Source organism: Marinobacter sp. (genome assembly GCF_033722195.1).
In the GTDB taxonomy this organism is placed as follows: domain Bacteria; phylum Pseudomonadota; class Gammaproteobacteria; order Pseudomonadales; family Oleiphilaceae; genus Marinobacter.
Genome location: NZ_JAWVZL010000017.1, coordinates 13,761 through 34,322 on the forward strand (window position 1 = coordinate 13,761; position 20,562 = coordinate 34,322).

At 62.9% G+C, this 20,562-nt stretch carries 19 protein-coding genes and 1 tRNA gene; 9 read left to right on the forward strand and 11 right to left on the reverse strand.

Going from position 1 to position 20,562, the window contains the following annotated elements:
* Positions 1 to 29: 29 nt before the first annotated feature.
* Both R3280_RS05155 and R3280_RS05160 read left to right on the forward strand, forming a co-directional pair.
* Positions 30 to 305, forward strand: coding sequence for an oxidative damage protection protein (locus R3280_RS05155; RefSeq protein WP_318997512.1), 276 nt, complete (start codon positions 30 to 32; stop codon positions 303 to 305).
* Between the two features lie 110 nt (positions 306 to 415).
* Positions 416 to 491: transfer RNA gene (locus R3280_RS05160), tRNA-Phe, on the forward strand.
* A gap of 209 nt (positions 492 to 700) precedes the next feature.
* Here R3280_RS05160 and R3280_RS05165 read toward each other — a convergent pair.
* Together R3280_RS05165 and R3280_RS05170 are read right to left on the reverse strand one after the other, a co-directional pair.
* Entirely contained in the window at positions 701 to 2,518 is a 1,818-nt protein-coding gene (locus tag R3280_RS05165; protein ID WP_318997513.1) for an SLC13 family permease, read from the reverse strand.
* A gap of 119 nt (positions 2,519 to 2,637) precedes the next feature.
* Positions 2,638 to 3,417, reverse strand: a complete 780-nt coding sequence (locus R3280_RS05170; RefSeq protein ID WP_318997514.1) for an amino acid ABC transporter substrate-binding protein — start codon at positions 3,415 to 3,417, stop codon at positions 2,638 to 2,640.
* 324 nt (positions 3,418 to 3,741) lie between these two features.
* Here R3280_RS05170 and R3280_RS05175 point away from each other — a divergent pair, with 324 nt between their 5' ends.
* The gene (locus R3280_RS05175; protein ID WP_318997515.1) at positions 3,742 to 6,504 is read left to right on the forward strand and encodes a cation-transporting P-type ATPase; all 2,763 of its coding nucleotides are present in this window, start codon (positions 3,742 to 3,744) and stop codon (positions 6,502 to 6,504) included.
* Here the strand turns inward: R3280_RS05175 and R3280_RS05180 are convergent.
* On the reverse strand, positions 6,492 to 7,130 hold the full coding sequence (locus tag R3280_RS05180) for a hypothetical protein (RefSeq protein ID WP_318997516.1): 639 nt from the start codon (positions 7,128 to 7,130) through the stop codon (positions 6,492 to 6,494). The two genes, R3280_RS05175 and R3280_RS05180, sit on opposite strands and share 13 nt — an antisense overlap.
* A 176-nt stretch (positions 7,131 to 7,306) precedes the next feature.
* On the opposite strand from R3280_RS05180, the gene R3280_RS05185 reads away from it, so the two are divergent.
* The 4 genes from R3280_RS05185 to R3280_RS05200 all read left to right on the forward strand — a co-directional run bounded on the left by R3280_RS05185 (position 7,307) and on the right by R3280_RS05200 (position 10,067).
* Positions 7,307 to 7,750 carry a MarR family transcriptional regulator gene (locus R3280_RS05185; protein WP_318997517.1) on the forward strand — a complete coding sequence of 148 codons (444 nt, stop codon included), beginning with the start codon at positions 7,307 to 7,309 and terminating at the stop codon, positions 7,748 to 7,750.
* A gap of 114 nt (positions 7,751 to 7,864) precedes the next feature.
* A complete protein-coding gene (locus R3280_RS05190; RefSeq protein ID WP_318997518.1) occupies positions 7,865 to 8,287 on the forward strand; it encodes an organic hydroperoxide resistance protein in 423 nt (140 codons plus the stop codon).
* A 126-nt stretch (positions 8,288 to 8,413) separates the two neighbouring features.
* Entirely contained in the window at positions 8,414 to 9,100 is a 687-nt protein-coding gene (locus R3280_RS05195; protein WP_318997519.1) for a FadR/GntR family transcriptional regulator, read from the forward strand.
* A complete protein-coding gene (locus R3280_RS05200) occupies positions 9,084 to 10,067 on the forward strand; it encodes a bile acid:sodium symporter family protein (protein WP_318997520.1) in 984 nt (327 codons plus the stop codon). The genes R3280_RS05195 and R3280_RS05200 overlap by 17 nt, the downstream gene beginning before the upstream one ends.
* A gap of 19 nt (positions 10,068 to 10,086) precedes the next feature.
* Here the strand turns inward: R3280_RS05200 and R3280_RS05205 are convergent, their stop codons facing one another.
* The 8 genes from R3280_RS05205 to dctP all read right to left on the reverse strand — a co-directional run bounded on the left by R3280_RS05205 (position 10,087) and on the right by dctP (position 18,455).
* On the reverse strand, positions 10,087 to 10,659 hold the full coding sequence (locus tag R3280_RS05205) for a hypothetical protein (protein WP_318997521.1): 573 nt from the start codon (positions 10,657 to 10,659) through the stop codon (positions 10,087 to 10,089).
* 86 nt (positions 10,660 to 10,745) lie between these two features.
* Positions 10,746 to 11,981: a glycolate oxidase subunit GlcF gene (gene glcF, locus R3280_RS05210; protein WP_318997522.1), complete on the reverse strand. Its 1,236-nt coding sequence runs from the start codon at positions 11,979 to 11,981 to the stop codon at positions 10,746 to 10,748.
* A 13-nt stretch (positions 11,982 to 11,994) separates the two neighbouring features.
* Positions 11,995 to 13,053, reverse strand: a complete 1,059-nt coding sequence (glcE, locus tag R3280_RS05215; RefSeq protein WP_318997523.1) for a glycolate oxidase subunit GlcE — start codon at positions 13,051 to 13,053, stop codon at positions 11,995 to 11,997.
* Position 13,054: 1 nt separating this feature from the next.
* Positions 13,055 to 14,527: an FAD-linked oxidase C-terminal domain-containing protein gene (locus tag R3280_RS05220; RefSeq protein ID WP_318997524.1), complete on the reverse strand. Its 1,473-nt coding sequence runs from the start codon at positions 14,525 to 14,527 to the stop codon at positions 13,055 to 13,057.
* A 51-nt stretch (positions 14,528 to 14,578) separates the two neighbouring features.
* The gene (locus tag R3280_RS05225; RefSeq protein ID WP_318997525.1) at positions 14,579 to 15,004 is read right to left on the reverse strand and encodes a heme-binding protein; all 426 of its coding nucleotides are present in this window, start codon (positions 15,002 to 15,004) and stop codon (positions 14,579 to 14,581) included.
* A gap of 78 nt (positions 15,005 to 15,082) precedes the next feature.
* The gene (locus R3280_RS05230; protein ID WP_318997526.1) at positions 15,083 to 16,633 is read right to left on the reverse strand and encodes a TRAP transporter large permease subunit; all 1,551 of its coding nucleotides are present in this window, start codon (positions 16,631 to 16,633) and stop codon (positions 15,083 to 15,085) included.
* On the reverse strand, positions 16,630 to 17,340 hold the full coding sequence (locus R3280_RS05235) for a TRAP transporter small permease subunit (RefSeq protein ID WP_318997527.1): 711 nt from the start codon (positions 17,338 to 17,340) through the stop codon (positions 16,630 to 16,632). Before R3280_RS05235 ends, R3280_RS05230 begins: the two co-directional genes overlap by 4 nt.
* 68 nt (positions 17,341 to 17,408) lie before the next feature.
* Positions 17,409 to 18,455 (reverse strand): TRAP transporter substrate-binding protein DctP, encoded by a 1,047-nt coding sequence (gene dctP / locus R3280_RS05240; protein WP_318997543.1) that lies wholly within the window; start codon positions 18,453 to 18,455, stop codon positions 17,409 to 17,411.
* A gap of 366 nt (positions 18,456 to 18,821) precedes the next feature.
* Here dctP and R3280_RS05245 point away from each other — a divergent pair, with 366 nt between their 5' ends.
* Together R3280_RS05245 and R3280_RS05250 are read left to right on the forward strand one after the other, a co-directional pair.
* A complete protein-coding gene (locus tag R3280_RS05245; protein ID WP_318997528.1) occupies positions 18,822 to 19,556 on the forward strand; it encodes an FCD domain-containing protein in 735 nt (244 codons plus the stop codon).
* A gap of 230 nt (positions 19,557 to 19,786) precedes the next feature.
* Positions 19,787 to 20,557 (forward strand): ABC transporter ATP-binding protein, encoded by a 771-nt coding sequence (locus R3280_RS05250; protein WP_318997544.1) that lies wholly within the window; start codon positions 19,787 to 19,789, stop codon positions 20,555 to 20,557.
* The last annotated feature ends 5 nt before the right edge of the window (positions 20,558 to 20,562 follow it).

The following is a 20,562-nucleotide window of genomic DNA, read 5'->3' on the forward strand; positions in this document are numbered from 1 at the left end:
GCAGCCCCGGCCCGGTTACAGGAGCCGCCATGACCCGCACTGTGATGTGCCGCAAGTACAAGGAAGAGCTCGAAGGCCTCGACTTCCCGCCCATGCCCGGCAAGAAAGGCCAGGAGCTCTATGAGACCGTGTCCAAGAAAGCCTGGCAGGAATGGCAGAAGCAGCAGACCATGCTGATCAACGAGAAGCACCTCAACATGATGGACCCCTTCGCCCGCAAATACCTGCAGGGCCAGATGGAGCGTTTCCTGGACAACGAGCCCTACGACCAGGCCGAGGGTTACGTGCCGCCGGAGAAAAGCTAAGTCCCTGAAACCGATACCGGAGCAAGGTGGATTTTTTCCTCGAATCCACCTTGACTCGCCAAACCGAAACCGGTTTAATAGCGCCCCGTTGCAATGCAGTAGCGCAACTCGCCCGGATAGCTCAGTTGGTAGAGCAGGGGATTGAAAATCCCCGTGTCGGTGGTTCGATTCCGCCTCCGGGCACCATTATTCAACGAGAAAGCCAGCCCCAGCGCTGGCTTTTTTGTTGCCTGGAGAAAACCACCGACGGGCGCCTGCGGCGCCAGTGACGGTGACGTGGGACGCCCCGTTCGATTCCGCCTCCGGGCACCATTATTCAACGAGAAAGCCAGCCCCAGCGCTGGCTTTTTTTTGTCTGGAGAAAACCACCGACGGGCGCCAGCGGCCCACACACCCTACACACCGATCCAGTAAAGGGCGCAGCTGGTCACCACCATCAGGATCAGGTTCAGTGGTGCCCCCACCCGGGCGAAGTCGGTGAATTTGAGGGCGCCGGTGCCGTAGATCATGGTGTTGGTCTGGTAGCCGATGGGGGACAGGAAGCTGGTGGAAGCGGCGAACATGACCGCGAGCACCAGGGTCAGGGGCTCCAGGGCGAGCTTCTCCGACAGGGAGATGGCGATGGGCACCAGGATGACCGCCGAGGCGTTGTTGCTGACCATCTCCGTCAGCACGGTGGTGGTGGCGTAGAGCGCCATCAGGGTGAGCACCGGGTGCCAGCCCACGGCGTGCATGGCGATCAGGGAGCCAACCCAGTCGGCGGCGCCGGACTTGGTCATGGCAATGCCCAGGGGAATGACCCCCGCCAGCAGGAAAATCACGTCCCAGGACACATCCTCGTACATATCCCGGCTGGCGATGCAGCCGGTCACCACCATGGCGATAACGCCGCCCAGGGCGGTGAGCACGATGGGCAGCGGCGTGAGCGCCGCCAGCATCACCACGGCGACCACAATGCCGGCAGCCGTCAGCATTCGTCCGCTGCCGAAGTAATCCCGGTATTCGTCCAGAACCACCACGTCAAAACTGCGGTGCAGCCGGGTCAGCGCCTCCTTTGATAACGCCACCAGCACAACCTCGCCCACGTGAAGCTCCTCGTCCGCCAGCCGCCGGGCCCGAACCTTGCGGGTATCCAGGCCAATCAGGCGGGCCTCGTACTGTTTCCAGAAATCCACCTCCGGCGCCGTCCGGCCATCGAAAACCCGGCGGTTTCGCAACAGGATCGGCACCACCTGGCTGTCCATACGCGCCGCCTGGGTGCGGTCAAAGTCGGAAAGAACCTCCACCCGGTCGTCGGTCACCAGGTCCATGATCTGGCGCACGGTGGCGTGCACGATGAGAATGTCGCCGGCCTTGAGCTCGGTCGCTTTCGCCTCGTCAGTCCAGGACTTCCTGCCCCGGTTGAGTTTGAGGACATCGGCGCCGGTATCCTCCTCGAAATCGGTGTCCTCGATGCGCTGTCCGACCAGCTCGCTGTTGCGGCCGATCGCCAGCTCCACCACGAACTCCTCTTCCTTCTCATTGGCCACCGGCCGGGCATCACGCCTGGGCAGCAGCAGGCGACCAATGGTCAGAAAATAAAGCAGGCCGACGGCGAGGATGATCAGGCCGATGTGGGTGAACTCGAACATGCCGAGGGAACGCCCGAAATCGGCGCTGTCCTCGAGAATGGAGGAGGTCAGGATGTTGGTGGAGGTGCCGATGAGGGTCAGGGTGCCGCCCATCATGCCGAAGAAGCTCAGGGGAATGAGCACTCGGGAAGCGGTGAAATTCCGGCGCCGTGACATGTCCAGCATCAGCGGGATGGCGATGGCCACCGCCGCGGTGTTGTTAATAAAGCCGGAGATCAGACCGATCAGGGCGCCGATGATGATCAGCTCGCGGATTTCCGATTTGCCCACCAGCGGAATCAGTTTCTTGGCCAGCAGATGGATCATACCCGAGCGCTGGATGCCGCCGGACAGTATGAACATGCACAGCACCGTCACCGTGGCCGGGTTGGCCAGCCCGGAAAGGCCTTCCGAAATGTCGGGGAAAGCCGCTTTCAGGTTCACGCCCCGCTCCACCAGCCACTGGGAGTGGAAAATCAGCGGCACCGCCATGACCGTCACCATGATGCCAAGGGCGGTGATGTCGATGGGCAGTTTCTGAGTGGCAAACAGGTAGAGGGCGCAGGCGATGATCAGGAAGACGAGGGCAATTTCTACAGTCATGAAGTAGGGACTTGAGCTGGTCTTTAATTCCGAGGGTAACCCACAGGATTTAAAGCAACAAACGGGATACCGCCGGAACCGGCAAACCCGAAGGACCCTGGCCCAGTCAAAGGCTTCCGTCAGTACCCCAGATACCGGTAACCGATGGAATCCCGGTACTTGCCTACATGGCGGTGATTGATCTCATGGATATGGCCGAGCGAATCAAGCTGCCGGTAACAGCGCTCGAAGTCTTCCCGGTGCCGGCTGTTACGGAACACCATCTTGTAGGGGGTGGGCTGGAAGATGGGGGCGAAATCCAGGGGTTCGTCGAGATCAGCGCCCTTGAATATGGCCCGGTCTTCAGTTTCGAGGCGGCGGTTGATTTCCGCGAGGATCAGTCCGTCGGCCAGGACGGCATCGACACGCCCCAGAAACAGCAGGTGGGAGTGTACCCGCTGGTTGCTGATCTCGGTGATGGTGGCGAAGCGGTCAACGAAGTCTTCCAGTTCGAGGATGCTGATGCCGTTCTGGAAGGTAACCAGCCTCAGCCCAAAGAGGTCCTCCACCGAAGCAATATTGAGATCCCTGGACCTGAGGGTCGCGGCGCCGTTCTGATACCAGATGTAGGCCTGGCTGGAGGCGCCGGCGACGGTGGCGTTGAGCGGTACGGTCATGACGCCGTCAGCCACCGTGGTTTCGCTGAAGTTGCGGATATGCCGGCCGAAGGGCATGAGTCGGAATTCGACGGTATAGCCGCAATAACTCAGAACCGTACCGACGATCTCGCTGTCCCGGCCCTTCCCATCCGGTTCCGAAGCGGCAGGTGGATCGGGCCCGAAAATAACCAGATCCTCCGCCTGCAAGGGCTGAGCAAGGAAAATCATTACGCTAATGGCGAGGAGACGCAAGGGTGCCATAGTTTTCCTGTGGCTTGCGAAGCCAAAGACAAGGAACCTAGTTTCCCTGCGATGGACCGAACAAAAACCGATGCCGGACTGCCCGGTAAAGCGTTGCTCCCTGCACCTTGATCATTTTACGACCAATCAGACGCCACCGACCACTGTTTCCTTGCGTTTAACCGGATATCCGGACCAATCGGCCCCGTCGCTGGCGAGATCCGATCGTCGCCCAAACCGCATCAGGGTTGATTTGCCCCTAAGCGCTCCCACGTCTTCAATGATGTAGTGGCCTTTGAAAGCGGCCCGGCAACCCATCGGTTTCCAGAACGAGGACCCCAAGCCATGCCCGAGGGCAAGCAGGCGAACAAAGACACCCCCTGGCACGCATGCTCAGCCGAGGACACCTGCAAGCAACTGGACACATCGAAAGATGGCCTGAGCCGTACAGAGGCCAAGGAAAGGCTGCAGGAGCATGGCCCCAACCAGCTCCGCCAGACCCAGGGCCGGCCCTGGTGGCAGCGCCTGCTGGCGCAGTTCAACAACATTCTCATCATGATCCTGCTAATCGCCGGTGTCGCTGCCGCCCTGCTGGGCCGGTACGTGGACTCGGCCGCGATTTTTGCCGTGGTGTTGATCAACGCCGCCGTGGGCTTTATCCAGGAGGGCAAGGCCGAAAAAGCCCTTCAGAGCATCAAGGGCATGCTGTCGCCGGAGGCCCGGGTCCGACGGGACGGTGAGCAGGAGTCGGTACCCGCCGAAGATCTGGTACCGGGCGATGTGGTGCTGCTGGAAAGCGGTGACCGGGTACCGGCCGATCTGCGGCTGCTGTCCGCCACTCGCTGCCGGATGGAGGAAGCGCCATTGACCGGCGAGTCCGAACCGGTGAACAAGGGCACCGAAGCGGTGGACGAAGACACTGACCTGGCCGAACGCAGCAGCATGGCCTACGCCAGCACCCTGTGTGTGCACGGCGCCTGCGAGGGCGTGGTGGTGGCCACCGCCATGGACACCCAGATAGGTCATATCTCCGAGATGATCGAGCAGGTGGAAGAGATCCAGACCCCGCTCCAGAAGCAGCTGGACCAGTTTGGCAAGGTGCTGGCAGTGGGCATCCTGGGGGTTGCCGCTGCCATGGCAGCGTTCGGCGTGCTGGTGCACGGCCTGGGCCTGCAGGAGATGTTCATGGCCGCCGTGGGCCTGGCAGTGGCGGCCATTCCCCAGGGACTGCCGGCCATCGTAACCATCACCCTCGCCCTGGGTGTGCAGGCCATGGCCAAACGCAACGCCATCGTCCGCCAGCTGCCGGCGGTGGAGACCCTGGGTTCGGTGTCCACCATCTTCACCGACAAGACCGGCACCCTCACCCGTAACGAAATGACCGTCAGCGCCATCCAGCTGGCGGACGAGCGCATCAAGGTCAGCGGCGTCGGCTTCGAGCCTGACGGTGAGTTCACCGTGGAGGGTGATGGCGATGAGAGCTTTGACCCTAAGGACTCCAGCGTTCTCAGGCGCCTGCTCACCACCTGCGTCCTGTGCAACGACTCCGAGCTGCGCCAGGAGGATGACGACTGGACCATCGAGGGTGACCCCACCGAAGCGGCATTGCTGGTGGTGGCGGCCAAGGCCGGTTTCGAGCCCGGCGAGGTGCGGGATGACCACCAACGGGTGGACGAGATTCCCTTCGAATCCGAGCGCAAATACATGGCGACCCTGGATGAGCCCGCCGACGACGGCAAACGCATCATCCACATCAAGGGTGCGCCGGATGTGCTGCTGGACATGTGCGATCAGGTCGCCACTGCCGACGGCACCAGCGACATCGACCGTGAACAGTGGCGCGAACGGATCGAGACCCTGTCTTCCCGCGGCCTGCGTGTATTGGCACTGGCCTGTCGCGAGGCCGGTGACGGCGACAGCCTGGACGAGGATCAGGTAGAGCATGAGCTGGTGCTGCTGGGCCTGGTGGGCATCATGGACCCGCCCCGGGACACGGCCCGGGAGTCGGTCAGTGAGTGCCTGCAGGCCGGCATCCGGGTCAAGATGGTAACCGGGGATCATGCCCTAACCGCCGCCGCGGTGGCCGATGACATCGGCATGGAGGGTGACTCCGAAGCCATGACCGGCAAGGACATCGAAAAGGCCTCTGACGACGACCTCCAGGACCGGGTCATGGACGTCAATGTCTTCGCCCGGGCAGCGCCGGAGCACAAGCTGCGCCTGGTGGAAGCCATCCAGGCCCGGGACCAGGTCTGCGCCATGACCGGTGACGGCGTCAACGACGCCCCGGCGCTGAAGCGGGCGGACATCGGCGTGGCTATGGGCATCCAGGGCAGCGAGGCTTCCAAGGAAGCCGCCGAGATGGTGCTGGCGGACGACAATTTCTCCACCATCGTCAACGCCGTCAAGGAGGGCCGGCGGGTCTACGCCAATATCCGCAAGACCATCACCTTCCTGCTGCCCACCAACGGTGCCGAGAGTCTGGCCATCATGATTGCGGTGCTGGCCGGCACCCTGCTGCCCATCACGCCGGTGCAGATCCTCTGGGTCAATATGGTCACCGCCGTCACCCTGGGCCTGTCGCTGGCATTCGAGCCGGCGGAATCCGACATCATGCGCCGGCCGCCCAGGGACCCCAAGGAGCCCATTCTCAACCTGTTCCTGATCTGGCGGGTGGTGTTCGTCTCCACCCTGCTGGTGGCGCCGGTCTACGGCCTGTTCATCTGGCTGCAGCAGATTCAGGGCGCGCCGGTGGAGCTGGCCCGCTCGGTGGCGGTCAACATGCTGGTGGTGGGCGAGATCGTGTACCTGCTCAATACCCGCCGGCCGCTGGCCAATGCCCTGTCGTTCAAGGGTCTGTTCGGCAGCCGGGCAGTGCTGATTGCCATTGGCCTGGTGGTACTGGGGCAGCTGGCCTGGACCTACCTGCCGCCGATGCAGTTCCTGTTCTCCAGCCAGGGCCTGGAGCCGCTGCACTGGGGCCTGATCTTGCTGGCCGGGGCGGCCATTTTCCTGCTGGTGGAACTGGAGAAGCTGGTGCTGCGCTATCGCGGGGCGGCCGGGGCCGGTAACCGAGAGTCAGGCTCGCCACAGCCTCAGTCGGACTGATTGGAGCTGTCGGATTCGTCCTCCCCCATGCGCTCGGGGTTGAGTTCCTGTTCCAGCCAGCGCCGCACCACGTTGCGGTCGCGCTTGCGGATCAGCTGCTCACTGTAGATGTTGCGGGGGTATATCCGGGTGCCGGCCAGGTGCTTCAGCAGGAATCTGCGGCGCACGCCCACCGGGTACTTGCTGGGGCCGTGCACCACCGCGGCCCGCAGCTCCACTTCGGATATGTCTTCCAGCAGCTGCAGGGAATCCTCGTCTTCGCTCTTGTTACCGAGGATGATATTGCGGAACGAGCCCAGCACCAGATAACCGCCCGGGTCCAGTGGCCCCTGCCGGAGCGCGCGCTGGATATTCTGGTCATCGGCGTTGACCCGGCGGTACTCGGTCACCGTCATCACCTGCTCGGTACCGGACTGACTGACAGTGACAACCTGCACGCACTGCACGTGGACCGGCTCCTTGCCCATGTTGACCAGCAGGCACATGGCATCGGGGTTTTCGTTCTGGGCGTGATGAATCACCAGGTAGGGGCGGTTGTTGCGTTTGTACTGCACGAAGAAGACCTGAAAATAGATGACCCAGACCAGTGCCATCACCGCGCTGCTGATGGGAGTGAGATAGTCCAATGGGCCTCCTTGTCCTGTCGGTTGGGATGGTGATCGGTGTTGGTGACTGGCAGTCGGGCACCTTCGATCACTTCAGTCTAGTAAGATCCCGCAATGGCCTCAACGCCACCCCGCTAGGCAAGAGCGAGGCAATGCCGCTACCATGGTTGCACCTTCAAAACAGGCCAGCCCGACCCATGCCCGACGACAGCGCTCTGCGACTCGACAACCAGCTCTGCTTCTCGCTCTACTCCGCCTCCCTGGCGATGACCCAGCTCTACAAGCCCCACCTGGAGCCGCTGGGCCTGACCTATCCGCAGTACCTGGTGCTGCTGATCCTGTGGGAGCAGGACGGCATTGGCCTCAAGGATATCGGCGCGCGGCTGCGGCAGAAATCCGGCGCCCTGACCCCGGTGATCAAGCGCCTGGAACAGGATGGCCTGGTCAGGCGCGTCCGCCTGGCCGGTAACGAGCGCCAGCTGGACATCCGTCTGACCGAGCGCGGCCACGCCCTGAAGACGGAAGCCGCCCACATCAATCGGTGCGTGGCAGAAGAATGCGGCATGCCCACCTCGGATATGAAAGCCCTCAAGGACCGGCTCGATCAGTTGCGGGCCAACCTGCAGACCACCGACTCATAGCCTCTGCGTAAAACCGTTATTGCAATAATCTTTTGCAATTAGCCAGCACAGGCTCTATGCTAATGCCATTGTTATCGCAATAACCATTATCATTCGAGCGAAAGGAGTCTTTCCATGCAAGCCATTTACACCGCAACTGCAACCTCCACCGGAGGCCGAGAGGGTCGCTCCGTGACCTCCGACGGCAAACTCGACGTCAAACTGAGCACCCCGAAAGAACTGGGCGGCGCCGGTGGCGAGGGCACCAACCCCGAGCAGCTGTTCGCAGCCGGCTACTCCGCCTGCTTCATCGGCGCGCTGAAGCACGTGGCTGCCAGCAAGAAGGTCAAGCTGCCGAAAGAGCCGGAAATTACCGCTGACGTGGGCATCGGCGAGAATCCGGACGGTGCCGGCTTCGCCATCGCCGTGAAGATGACCATTCGCCTGCCGGAACTGGACGAAGCCACCAAACAGACCCTGGTGGAGACCGCTCACCAGGTCTGCCCCTACTCCAACGCCACCCGCGGCAATGTCGATGTGGAGCTGGTGATCGAATAAACCGGCCCGGCGGGAAAACCAGCGCCCCGTAGCTTGCTGCGGGGCGTTCTTTTATCGTCCGGACACTCCTCATGGGCCGTATATGCATGTATATTCATCGGATGATTGGTTGATTGGTTCTTTATCATGTCACTTGGCAAACTGAATCGCGGCTCCCTGGTGGACACCGCCATCACCAACCTCCGGGGCGAAATCGAGTCCGGGCGCTGGGGCGTGGGCGACCGCTTGCCGGTGGAGGCGGCGCTGGCGAAAACCCTTGGCGTCAGCCGTAACACCGTGCGGGAGGCGGTCAGGGTATTGGCTCACAGCGGTATGCTGGAAACCCGCCAGGGCGATGGTACCTACGTGCGGGCCCGGCGGGATTCCGGCGAGATTTTCCGCCGTATCCGCCGCACCGCGATTTTCGACCAGCTGGAAGTACGCCTGATGCTGGAGACCGAAGCCGCCCGCCTGGCGGCGCAGCGACGGAGCGAACAGGACCTGGCGGCGATGACAGAGGCATTGGCCGGCCGCGGCAGTGCCGGCGACCTGGACACCAAGGTGGACTGGGATGAACGTTTCCACCAGGCTGTGGTGCGGGCGTCCGGTAACCAGGCACTGATGGAACTCTACCGCTATTTCGCCGACAGCGTGCGGGAGACCATCCGCCGGACCGAACAGGACCAGCACCTGCCCGAACCCAGCCAGGCCGATCATGAACAACTGCTCGACGCCATTCGGCAGCAGGACCCCGCCGAGGCGCAACGACTCACCCGCCACCTGCTGCTCCCCAGCCTGAACGCCCTGGAGGCTCACCATGCGACTGCCGATTAACGGCTTTACACTTCTGATGCTGGCGGCCATCGTGGTGGCCACCCTGGCGCCGGTCACCGGCCGGGCCGCCGAGGTGCTGTCCACCACCGGCTCCCTGGCAGTGGCATTGCTGTTCTTCTTCCACGGCGCGGTGCTGTCCCGCAAGCAGATCATCGAGGGTGCGACCCACTGGCGCCTGCACATCATCATTACCGCCATGACCTTCGTGGTGTTTCCGATTCTGGTGCTGCCGCTGACCCTGGCGCCGAGCCAGTGGATGCCGGCGGACCTGGTGCTGGGTTTTCTCTATCTGGGGGTGCTGCCGTCGGCGGTGACCTCCTCCATTGCCTTCACCGCCATGGCCCGGGGCAACGTGCCGGCCGCCATCTGCAGTGCCGCCGCTTCCAATGTCTTCGGCATGATGCTGACACCCTTCCTGTTGCTGCTGCTGGCCAGCACCGCCGGCGGCGGCTTCAACGTGGCCGAGGCCCTGAAAGACATCGTGCTGCAGCTGCTGGCGCCCTTTTTCGTCGGCCACGCCATGCGGCCGCTGCTGATCACGCTGATCGACCGCTATCGCCCGCTGCTGGCGAAATACGACCAGGGTGTGATCCTGCTGATCGTCTACTCCGCCTTCTCCCACTCGGTGGCCAGTGGCCTCTGGCAGAAACTGCCGGTGGCCTCGGTGGTGCTGACGATCGTGCTGTGCTTTGTGCTGCTGTTCGTGGTGATCCTGCTGAGCCAGGTGGCGGTGCGGGTGATGGGACTGACGATCGCCGACGAAGCGGCGGTGGTGTTCTGCGGGTCAAAGAAAAGCCTGGCCTCGGGCCTGCCCATGGCCAAGGTGCTGTTTGCCGGCCACCCGGGCTTTGGCATGATCGTGTTGCCGATCATGTGCTACAACCAGATCCAGATTTTCGTGGGAGCCTTCCTGGCGAAATATTATGACCGGCGGATCCCGGCGGATCAGGGCTCGATCCCGCACTGAGCCGGCAGGCAGGACCGGCTCAGCGAATCACCAGCCCCGGCAGCCAGCGCTCATCCAGACTGGTTTCCGCCACATCGAACTCCCCGAAAGGCGGCACCGTCAGGTCCTCGGGCGGCGCTGCCAACTGGTTCAGATCCACCGCGTGGGCAAGACCCAGGATCTCGCCATCCTGCAGGCTTAGTCGGTAATACATGCCGTTCCAGAAATTGGCCCCGAACTCCCCCACCCGTTTGAACATGAACAGCAGATCGTGCTCGAGCCAGCGCAGGTCCGTGGCGCTCACGGTACGGGGGTTCTGGTAGGGATAGGGAATATGGCACCAGATTTCCCGACCCTCCAGGCACTTCATCTCCTTCATGGAGAGGAAGAAATCCTTGAAGCGCCGGTAATCCACGTCGAGCTGGTAAGCCGTCAGGCCGTCGCTGGCCGGGGAAAAGGTAATGGTGCCGATGGGGAACTCGGCGCCCGCCGCATCCACCAGGATGACGTCCCTCTGGCCGTCCAGGAGGGTCTCGGCCTGCGCTGGACCCAAGCCCGCCAGCCACAGCATGGCCAGCACAACGCCGTAAAGACTGCTGCGATGAACACACATGGGCCGTCCTCAGCTGCTGATGATCCTCTCATCAGTTTAGAAGAGGGCGGCCGGCGCACAATCATACTTGGGTAGCGGTTTCCCCGTCAGTGCGTGGCTCCGCGGCCGCTGGCCTGCGGGTCCAGCAGCTCGATCCAGTGCTGCACCGGAACCTCGGCCCTGGTGCCCAGGTGCAGCTGGCAGCCGATGTTGGCGGTAACGATCCGGTCCGGGCTGTCGATGGACAGGGCCTTGAGCTTGTTGGCCAGGAGCTTCTGGCTCATTTCCGGCTGGGTCACCGAATAGGTGCCGGCCGAGCCGCAGCACAGGTGCTTGTCACGGGTCTGGGTCAACTCCACACCGGCCTTGGTGAGTACCTGCTCCACCACGCCGTTCTGCTTCATGGCGTGCTGCAGGGTGCATGGGCAGTGGAAGGCCACCCGGCCAGTGCCCTGTGCCGGTTTCAGCCGTGTCAGGTCCTCGTTGATCAGGAAGCTGGCCAGATCCTGGGTCAGCTCACTGACCCGCGCTGCCTTGTCGGCGTATACCGGGTCGTGGCGCAGCAGATGGCCATAATCCTGCACCATGGCGCCGCAGCCAGATGCCGTCATGACGATTGCCTCGGCGCCGGCCTCGATGGATGGCCACCAGGCGTCGATGTTGCGGCGCATGTAGTCGAGACCTTCCTCGTGGGCAGAAAGGTGGTAGCTGACCGCGCCACAGCAGCCGGCATCCGGGGCTTCCACCAGGCTGATGCCGAGCTGGTCCAGCACCCGCGCGGCGGCGGCGTTGGTGTCGGGTGTGGCGGAGGACTGAACACAGCCCGCCAGCGCCAGCACCGTCCGGTTGTGGAAGGCCTGGGGACGGGGACCGGCACGGCGCCTCGGGGGTACCTTGGTGGCCAGCGCACCCGGCAGTACCGGTTTGAAAACCTGGCCCATCCGCAACAGGAAGCCGAACAGGCGCGGGCGCGGCAGCACCTTGCGCAGCCCCCAGCGCAGCCAGCGCTCCCGGGCCGGTCGCTCAAGGCGCTCCTCCAGCAGGCCCCGACTGATGTCCACCAGGCGACCATATTCCACACCGGACGGGCAGGTGGTCTCACAGGCCCGGCAGGTCAGGCAGCGGTCCAGGTGGGTGCGGGTCTTTTCGGTCACCTCGGCGCCCTCCAGGAACTCCTTCATCAGGTAGATGCGGCCCCGGGGGCCGTCGCGCTCGTCATTGAGCTCCTGATAGGTGGGGCAGGTGGCAGTGCAGAAGCCGCAATGCACGCAACTGCGCAGAATGGCTTCGGCTTCCTGGCCTTCCGAGGTATTGGCGAACTCTTTAACAAGATTGGTCTGCATGGGATTCCTGCTGTTACATCCAGGTGTATAGACGGCCCGGGTTGAAGATCCCCTCCGGATCGAAGGACCGTTTCAGGCGCTGCTGGATCGTCTTCAGGGCGGCCGGCTGGTGATGCATCACCTCACCACTGCGATCACCGCCGCGGAACAGGCTGACCTGACCGCCGGCGTGGGCCGCCAGGGTCTCCATGTCCGACAGCTGGGCCTCGCCGCGGTACCAGCGCTGGGCGCCGCCCCAGTCCACCAGCCAGTCACCGTCCAGATCCGGATTCGGTGCCGTGGGATTGACCGAGAAGCGCCACAATGGCCGGTCGCCGGCGAAGAAGTCGCTGCTGTGGTCCCGCAGCTGGGCCCAGAACCGGTCGGCGTCCTCCAGCGGCTCGCCCTGCCACTGGCTGGCGGTGGCATCCACCGCCGAGCGGGCGCCGGCCAGGCGCAGGTAGAGCTTGCCGTCGAGCCAGCAGGCGCCGGTGAGGGGCTTGGGTTCGGCGGCCCTGTTGTTCATCATGTGGATGGCTTCATCCAGCGGCAGCTCACGCACCAGGGTGGTGGTGGCGGCCGGCCGCGGCAGCACCTTGAGACTGATTTCGGTGATCACCCCCAGGGTGCCCATGGCGCCGGCCTGCAACCGGGAAACGTCGTAACCGGCAACGTTCTTCATCACCTGGCCGCCAAAACGCAGGTGCTCACCCTGGCCGTTGATCAGCCGGATGCCCAGCACCTGGTCCCGCACCGAGCCGGTCCAGGGCCGGCCGGGGCCGGACTGGTTGCAGGCCAGGGTACCGCCGATGGTGGCCTTGTCGGTGAATCTGGGCGGCTCGAAGGACAACATCTGGTTGTTCTCCGCCAGCGCCGCTTCCAGCTCGGCCAGCGGCGTGCCGGCCCGGGCAGTCATCACCAGCTCCACCGGCTGATATTCCACGATACCGCTGTGCTCGGCCACGCTGAGCTCGTCGGCCTCCACCGGCCGGCCCATGAACTGCTTGCTGCCACCACCGACTATCTTGAGACTGCGTTTTTCGTCACGCGCTGACAGGATCTGCTCCTCCAGGCGCTTGGCTATATCCGCCATGTCAGGCTTCCACCGTGTTGGATTCGGTTTCGGGTTTGCGCTCCAGGGCCCGGTACTCCTGGCACTGGCGCAAGGTGGGCACGCCCTTGCCCGGGTTCAGGGTGCCCTCCGGGTCGAAGGCGGCCTTGAGGGCATTGAACTGGGCCAGCTCCCGGTCATCGAACTGCACCGCCATCTGGCGGATCTTCTCCACCCCTACCCCATGCTCGCCGGTGATGCAGCCGCCCACCTCGACGCAGAGTTTGAGGATGTCGCCGCCGAAACTTTCAGTGCGCTCGAACTCGCCGGGCACATTGGCATCGAACAGGATCAGCGGATGCAGATTGCCATCGCCGGCGTGGAACACGTTGGCCACCCGCAGGCCGTAACGCTCGGACATCTTCTGCATTTCCAGCAGCACATGGGCCAGGTGCCGGCGGGGAATGGTGCCGTCCATGCAGTAGTAGTCCGGCGAGATCCGGCCCACCGCAGGGAACGCCGACTTGCGGCCCTTCCACAGCAGAGCCCTCTCATGCTCGCTCTGGGAGGTGCGGACGGAGGTGGCGCCGAACTTGCGGAACAGGCTCTCGGCCTGTTCGATGTGCTCCTGCACCTCCTCGGCGGTGCCGTCCACCTCACACAGCAGCAGCGCCTCGGCTTCGCGGGGGTAGCCGGCCTGGGCAAAGTCCTCGGCGGCGGTGATGGCGTAGCCGTCCATCATTTCCAGACCACCGGGGATGATGCCGTGGCCGATGATGCCGCCGACGGCGTCACCGGCCTTCTGGACACTGTCGAAACCGGCCATCACCACCTGGGCCTTCTCCGGCTTGGGCAGCAGCTTGACCTGCACCTCGGTGATGATACCCAGCAGGCCCTCGGAGCCGGTCATCAGTGCCAGCAGGTCCATGCCGCAGCTGTCCAGGCCGTCACTGCCGACGGTGACCCGGTCGCCCTCGACAGTGACCATCTCGACACTGAGGATGTTGTGGACCGTGAGTCCGTACTTCAGACAATGCACACCGCCGGAGTTTTCCGCCACATTGCCGCCGATGGTGCAGGCAATCTGGGACGACGGGTCTGGGCCGTAGTAGAGGCCGTACTGGGCCGCTTCCTCGCTGATGGCCAGGTTGCGCACCCCCGGCTGCAGCCGCGCCGAGCGGGCCTTGGGGTCGATACTGAGGATGCGGTTGAACTTGGCCAGGGACAGCACCACGCCCTGGGCGTGAGGCATGGCGCCGGCGCTCAGGCCGGTACCGGCGCCCCGGGCCACCACCGGTACGCGGTGGCGATGGCAGATGCGCATGACCTGCTGGACCTGGGCCACCGTCTCCGGCAACACCACCAGCATGGGCATCTCGCAGTACATGGACATGCCGTCGCATTCGTAGGGTTTCAGGGTTTCCTCATCCGAGATCACGTACTCCGGATGGATGAACTCCCTGAGTTTTTCAGCCAGCTCAGAGCGGCTGATGTCCGGGGCTGCGGTCTGGTTCATGACATGGCTCCGTCGCGGGCTGGTTGATGGGTCAATGGTTTGTGACAGCCATCAGGCCCGCTGGTTCAGAAAATGATCGATGCCGGCCTGGGCGCAGTCCATATCCTGCTGGGGGGTGCCGGAACTCAGGCCGATACCGCCGACCACGTGGCCGTCCACCGCTACCGGCAGACCGCCACCGACGACGCACAGACGCCCGCCCATGGAGGTGTGGATACCGAACACCAGGTTGCCGGGAATGCAGGCCTGGTTGTACTCGTGGGTGGCCTTGCGGGCTGCCGCCGCCGTATAGGCCTTGTCCTGGGCCACGGTGATGCTGGTGACCTTGCCACCGTTCATGCGCTCGAAGGCGATCAGGTTACCGGACTCGTCGGTGACCGCAATGCACATGGGAATGCCGATTTCCTCGGCCTTGCGGGCGGCGCCCTCGATCAGCAGCCGGGCATCGTCCAGGTCCAGTCGCTTGATGGTCAACATGTCGGGTTCTCCTTGCTTGGATGTTGTGGGTGTCCATGACAGTGGCCGGCGGAACCCTCGGGTCCCGCCGGCCGACGGTCAGCCGTACACCAGGGTTGGCAGCCAGGTAATGATGCCCGGGAACACCACACAGAGGGTCAGGCCGATGGCCTGCATGGCCAGGAACGCCAGTGACGACTTGAAAATGGTGCCCATGGTAATTTCCGGCGGGCACACACCGCGGATATAGAACAGGGCGTAACCGAACGGCGGACTTAGGAACGACATCTGCATGTTCACCAGGTAGAGCACGCCGAACCAGAGCACTACGTCTTCACCCGGGACCGGCGGCAGGCCGAACAGGCCGTCAAAGGTCAGCGCCTCCACGATGGGGATGAAGATGGGCACCGCCAGCAGCAGGATACCCACCCAGTCCAGGAACATGCCCAACACCACCAGCAGCAGCATCAGCAGCAGCAACACCATGTAGGGTGACAGGCCGATACCGAGGATGGATTCAGTGATGAAGTCCTGGCCGCCCTGGAGGATGTAGAAGCCCACGAAAACCGAGGCGCCGAACATGATCCAGAGCACCATAGCGGAGGCCTTGGCGGTAGTCACGGAGGCTTCACGCAGCGACTTGATGGAGAAGGCGCCGTGCTTCATGGCCACCAGGATGGCGCCGAAGGAGCCGATACCGGCCGCTTCCACCGGCGTGGCGATACCGCCGAACAACAGCCCCAGCACCAGACCCACCAGGATCAGCGGCGCGATCAGGTCTTTCAGCAGCAGGATCTTCTCTTTCAGGGAGATGCGGTCTTCCTTGGGGACCGGCGGTCCCATCTCGGGCTTGAGCCAGGTGCGGAAGAGCACGTAGGCGATGTACATGCCCGATAGCATCAGGCCCGGCACCAGCGAGCCCAGGTAAAGCTCACCCACCGACTGCTGGGCCACCACTGCGTAGAGAATGGCCAGGATCGAAGGCGGAATCAGGATACCGAGGGTGCCCCCGGCCATGATGGAGCCCAGGGCGATCTGATGGTCGTAATTGCGCTTGAGCATGGCCGGCAGCGCAATGATACCCATGGTGACAACCGCCGCCCCGATCACGCCCACCATGGCCGCCAGGATGGTGGAGGCCAGGATGGTGGCGGTGGCCAGGCCACCGGAGAGACCGCCCATCCACTTGTAGACCACCGTGAACATCTCCTCGATCAGGCCCGCCCGTTCCAGCATCGAGGCCATGAAGATGAACAGCGGTATGGCCGCCAGGTCGGAGTTGGTCATCATCGGGAAGATGCGGCTGGGCACGATGTTCAGCATCATGCTGTCGCCCACCAGGTAGATGAACACCACCCCCAGGCCGCCGGTGACGAACGCCAGCGGCAGACCCATCATCAGGGCCACCAGCAGGGAGCCGAACATCAGATAGGTCAGCGGCCCGATCTTGACGTCGGCGAGGCTGCCGGAGAGACGGAACAGGAACCTGTCGTCGCTCCAGGGGTCGTAGAACAGGATATTGATGACTTCGACAAGGATGATGAAACCCAGCGACACGGTGGCCAGGATCATCAGCCAGGTACCCAGCTTGCCCAGCATGGCTTTGGCTGCGCCGGTGTCGGCAGAAGAACTGACAGAATTGGTGGTCATTGCGCAGCCTCCTGACCCAGGCGGATAAACAGGGCGATGTCCTTGATCAGCTTGGACAGGCCCGACAGCAACAGCAGTGCCGAACCCAGCACCATCATGGCTTTCACCGGCCAGTACTGGATGCCCCAGGTCTCAACCGTGGTTTCACCCATGGAATAGGCATTCATGAAGAAGGTCCATGAGGTGATCAGCAGAGCCAGCGCGAAGATGAAGAAGAACATCGAGGTGAAGATGTCCATGCCGACCCGGCCACGCAGGGGCAGCATGTTGTACATCACATCAACCCGCACATGGGCGCCATGAAGCATGGCAAACGCACCCGCCAGCAGGTACTGCATGCCCAGCAGCAGGAAGCTGGCCTCATGCACCCAGATGGTGGGCATGTTGAAGATGTAGCGCATCACCACTTCGAAAAAATAGAAACAGACCGCGTTCACGGTCCAGAAGGCCACGAACAGACCGGATTTATCGCTCATCCAGTCGATCACACGGGTGAACCAGTTCACCCCTACATCCTTGTACCGCGCCAGCGGATCTTCTTCCTGGGCCTGCACCTCGCCGGGGGTGATCCCCTGCTCACCGTCATCCGCTGTCACGTTGCCCGACCGCCAGCGGTCGAGCGCCATCATGATCAGGGGCATCACTGCCAGCCAGCCCCAATAAGCCCAATGCGGCAGTACAAAGCCGAAGCCTTCGAGATCAGACATTTTATTTTACCTTTGCCATTTGAAAGGGAGAGCCGAAGCTCTCCCTGTTTTTTTGCTGCAATGGAGGCTTACATGCCTTCGACGTCGGCGGGCTCAACGTAGCCCACGGTCTCGTTCATCATGTAGTCCAGCTGCATGTCAAAAATGGCGCGGGCGTCCTCGTCCTTGTTGGCCCACTTGAACCAGATCGGGATCGCGGCCTTACGGAACGCTTCCAGGTCGCTCTGGCTCAGGCGGGTAACCTCATCACCGGCGTTCTTGAACTTCTCCATGGCCTCGATGTTACGGGCCTGGATGGTGAGGTAGTGCTTCTGGGAGAAGATCCGCACTTCGTCCTCAACCAGTTGCTGCAGCTCCGGCGACAGTGACTTCCAGGCCCGCATGTTGACGGTCAGGTCCATCAGGTCCACCGGCTGGTAGATGGACATCACGCCTGGAGGCCCGAACATGATGTAGTCGGTCACCTGGGAGAAGCCCAGCTCGTAGTTCACCGCCGGCCCCACATAGTCGGCCGCGTCGATGGTGCCCTTCTCCAGGGCCGGGAAAATGTCGGACCCCGGCAGCGAGACGGTGGAGACACCGAACTGCTGGAACACTTCGGCCACCATGCCGCCCGGCACCCGGATCTTCATGCCCTTGAGATCGTCCAGGCTGGTGACCGGCCTCTTGGAGTGGATGATGTTGGAGTCGTGCTGGATCGGGCCGACATAGAAGAGACCGAATTTCTCATAGATCTCCCGGGTCTTTTCCAGCATGCCCAGGGAATAGAACATGGTGTCCCACTGGTGGGGCTGGTCAGGACCGGCGGGGTAGGAAGACAGGAAGACCGACGCCGGAATCTTGCCGGACCAGTACAGGGTAAAGGGGTTCATGCCCTGCAGTACGCCGTTACGCACCGCATCGAACAGGGCGTTGTTGTCGGCTGCCACCGCCTTGGCGGGGAAGCAGCGGAACTTCAGCTCGCCGCCACTCTTTTTCTCGATGCTGTTGCACCATTCCTCGAACAGGTCATAACCAACGGTACCGGCGTCCCACACGGACTGGATCTTCCAGGTGGTGGCGGCGGTGGCCTGACCAGTTCCCAGCGCGAAGACTCCGGCCAGTGCCGTCGACATGGCCAGGGTTTTCAGGATGCCGCGCCGCGGGCGCGCTTTATCGATGTTGCTCTGCTTATTGTTCATCGATCAGTCTCCAGCTTCATTGTTTTTGTTCCGCTTTTCGTTTCAGGCGGGCTGAGTGGCCCGAAACGCCCTGCGGTGAAATAGCGATGCCCTTCAGCACCCCACGCACCAAGGACGTGTCCACGGATGATCGTAGTGGCATGGCTTCAAGTCCAGCAAAATGGCAACTGGTCAGACCAGTTTTTTGACCGGTTTCTATGGACGTTGAACCACTGATCCCCGATAGTTACGAGGATTACAGAAGAATAGACCTTGATTAGGAATTAACCAGCGCAAGACTGGTCCAACCAGCCCACAGCCATGACGCAAAAATCCGTGCCGGTGGCCAAGGCCATCGCCGACCGTATCGAACGCCTGATTCTGGATGGCGGCCTGGCGCCCGACGAAAAGATCCCGTCGGAGCGCCAGCTGTCGCTGCGGATGGGGGTGTCGCGGTCGATTGTCCGGGAAGCCCTGCATGAGCTGCACGGCCGGGGGGTGATCGAGACCCATCACGGCAGGGGCTCCTTTGTCGCCCATATCGTGCCGGAGCCGGGCCTGGAATCACCCCTGATGCGACTGTTCACCGGCCACCCCCGCACCCTCTATGACCTGCTGGAAGTGCGCGAGCAGCTGGAGGGCCAGGCCGCCCTGTTGGCGGCGCAGCGGGCCAATGCCCGGGACCTGCACCGGATCACCAAGGCCTACGACGCCATGCAGGCGGCCGACCCGCTCACCAACGCCGGTCTCGATCACGCTTTCCACCTGGCTATAGTGGAGGCTTCCCACAACCCGGTGCTGGTGCATGTGCTGGACAGCCTGAAGAGCCTGATGCTGATGTCGGTGCAGGCGTCGGTGGCCAACCTTAGTCCCCGGGAGGCGTTCAAGAAGCAGATCGACAAACACCACCGCAAGATCTACCAGGCCATCATGAAGGGCCAGCCCCTGGCGGCGCAGCGGGCGGCCTCCGCCCATGTCCGCCATGTCTGCGACTCGCTGCGGGAGATCGAACAGAGCGAGCACCATATCATCCGCACCGGCATCGCCACCACCTGACGGACACCCCGGCCGCGCACACCAAAATGGTTGATTTATGCCGGGCCTGTCCGTAAAACTGTGCACCGCAAAAGCTGGCCCGATATGTGTATGGCAATGACAGCATCGAGGATGTGCCGCCGTTGCCGGCCGCGGACTCGTGCCCACCGGCAAAGCCAGCTATCTTTACATCAGGCCAGCACGGTCAGAGACCCATGACGGTTCGCCGTCACCAGTTGCGGGAGCGTTACATGGCGGACAATGCGCCACTGATCTGCAAGGACATACACAAGACATTCGGGGATCTGGAAGTGCTCAAGGGCATTTCCCTGGAAACCCGCAAGGGCGACGTTGTCTCGCTGATCGGCAGCTCCGGCTCCGGCAAAAGCACGTTCCTGCGCTGCATCAACCTGCTGGAAACCCCCACTTCCGGCGAGGTGATCGTGCACGGCGACCCGATCCGGTTCAAAAACAACCGCAAGGGTGAGCGGGTGCCCGCCGACAACCGGCAGGTGGAGCTGATACGCGCCAAGCTTTCCATGGTATTCCAGAGTTTCAACCTCTGGTCCCACATGACCGTACTGGAAAACATCATCGAGGCGCCCATCCACGTGCTGGGCGTGCCGAAAAAGGAAGCCATCGAGCGGGCCGAGAGCTACCTCCACAAGGTGGGCATCTATGAGCGCAAGGATTACTACCCTGCCCAGATGTCCGGCGGCCAGCAGCAGCGGGCGGCCATTGCCCGGGCCCTGGCCATGGAGCCGGAGGTGATGCTGTTCGACGAGCCCACCTCGGCGCTGGACCCGGAGCTGGTGGGCGAGGTGCTTCGGGTCATGCAGAGCCTGGCGGAAGAGGGCCGCACCATGATCGTGGTGACCCATGAGATGGCCTTTGCCCGGGATGTGTCCAGCCAGGTGCTGTTCCTGCACCAGGGCGTGATCGAGGAGCAGGGTTCCCCCCAGAAGGTCTTCGACAACCCGGACTCCGAGCGCATGAAACAATTTCTCGCGCCCAACTTCTGATCGGC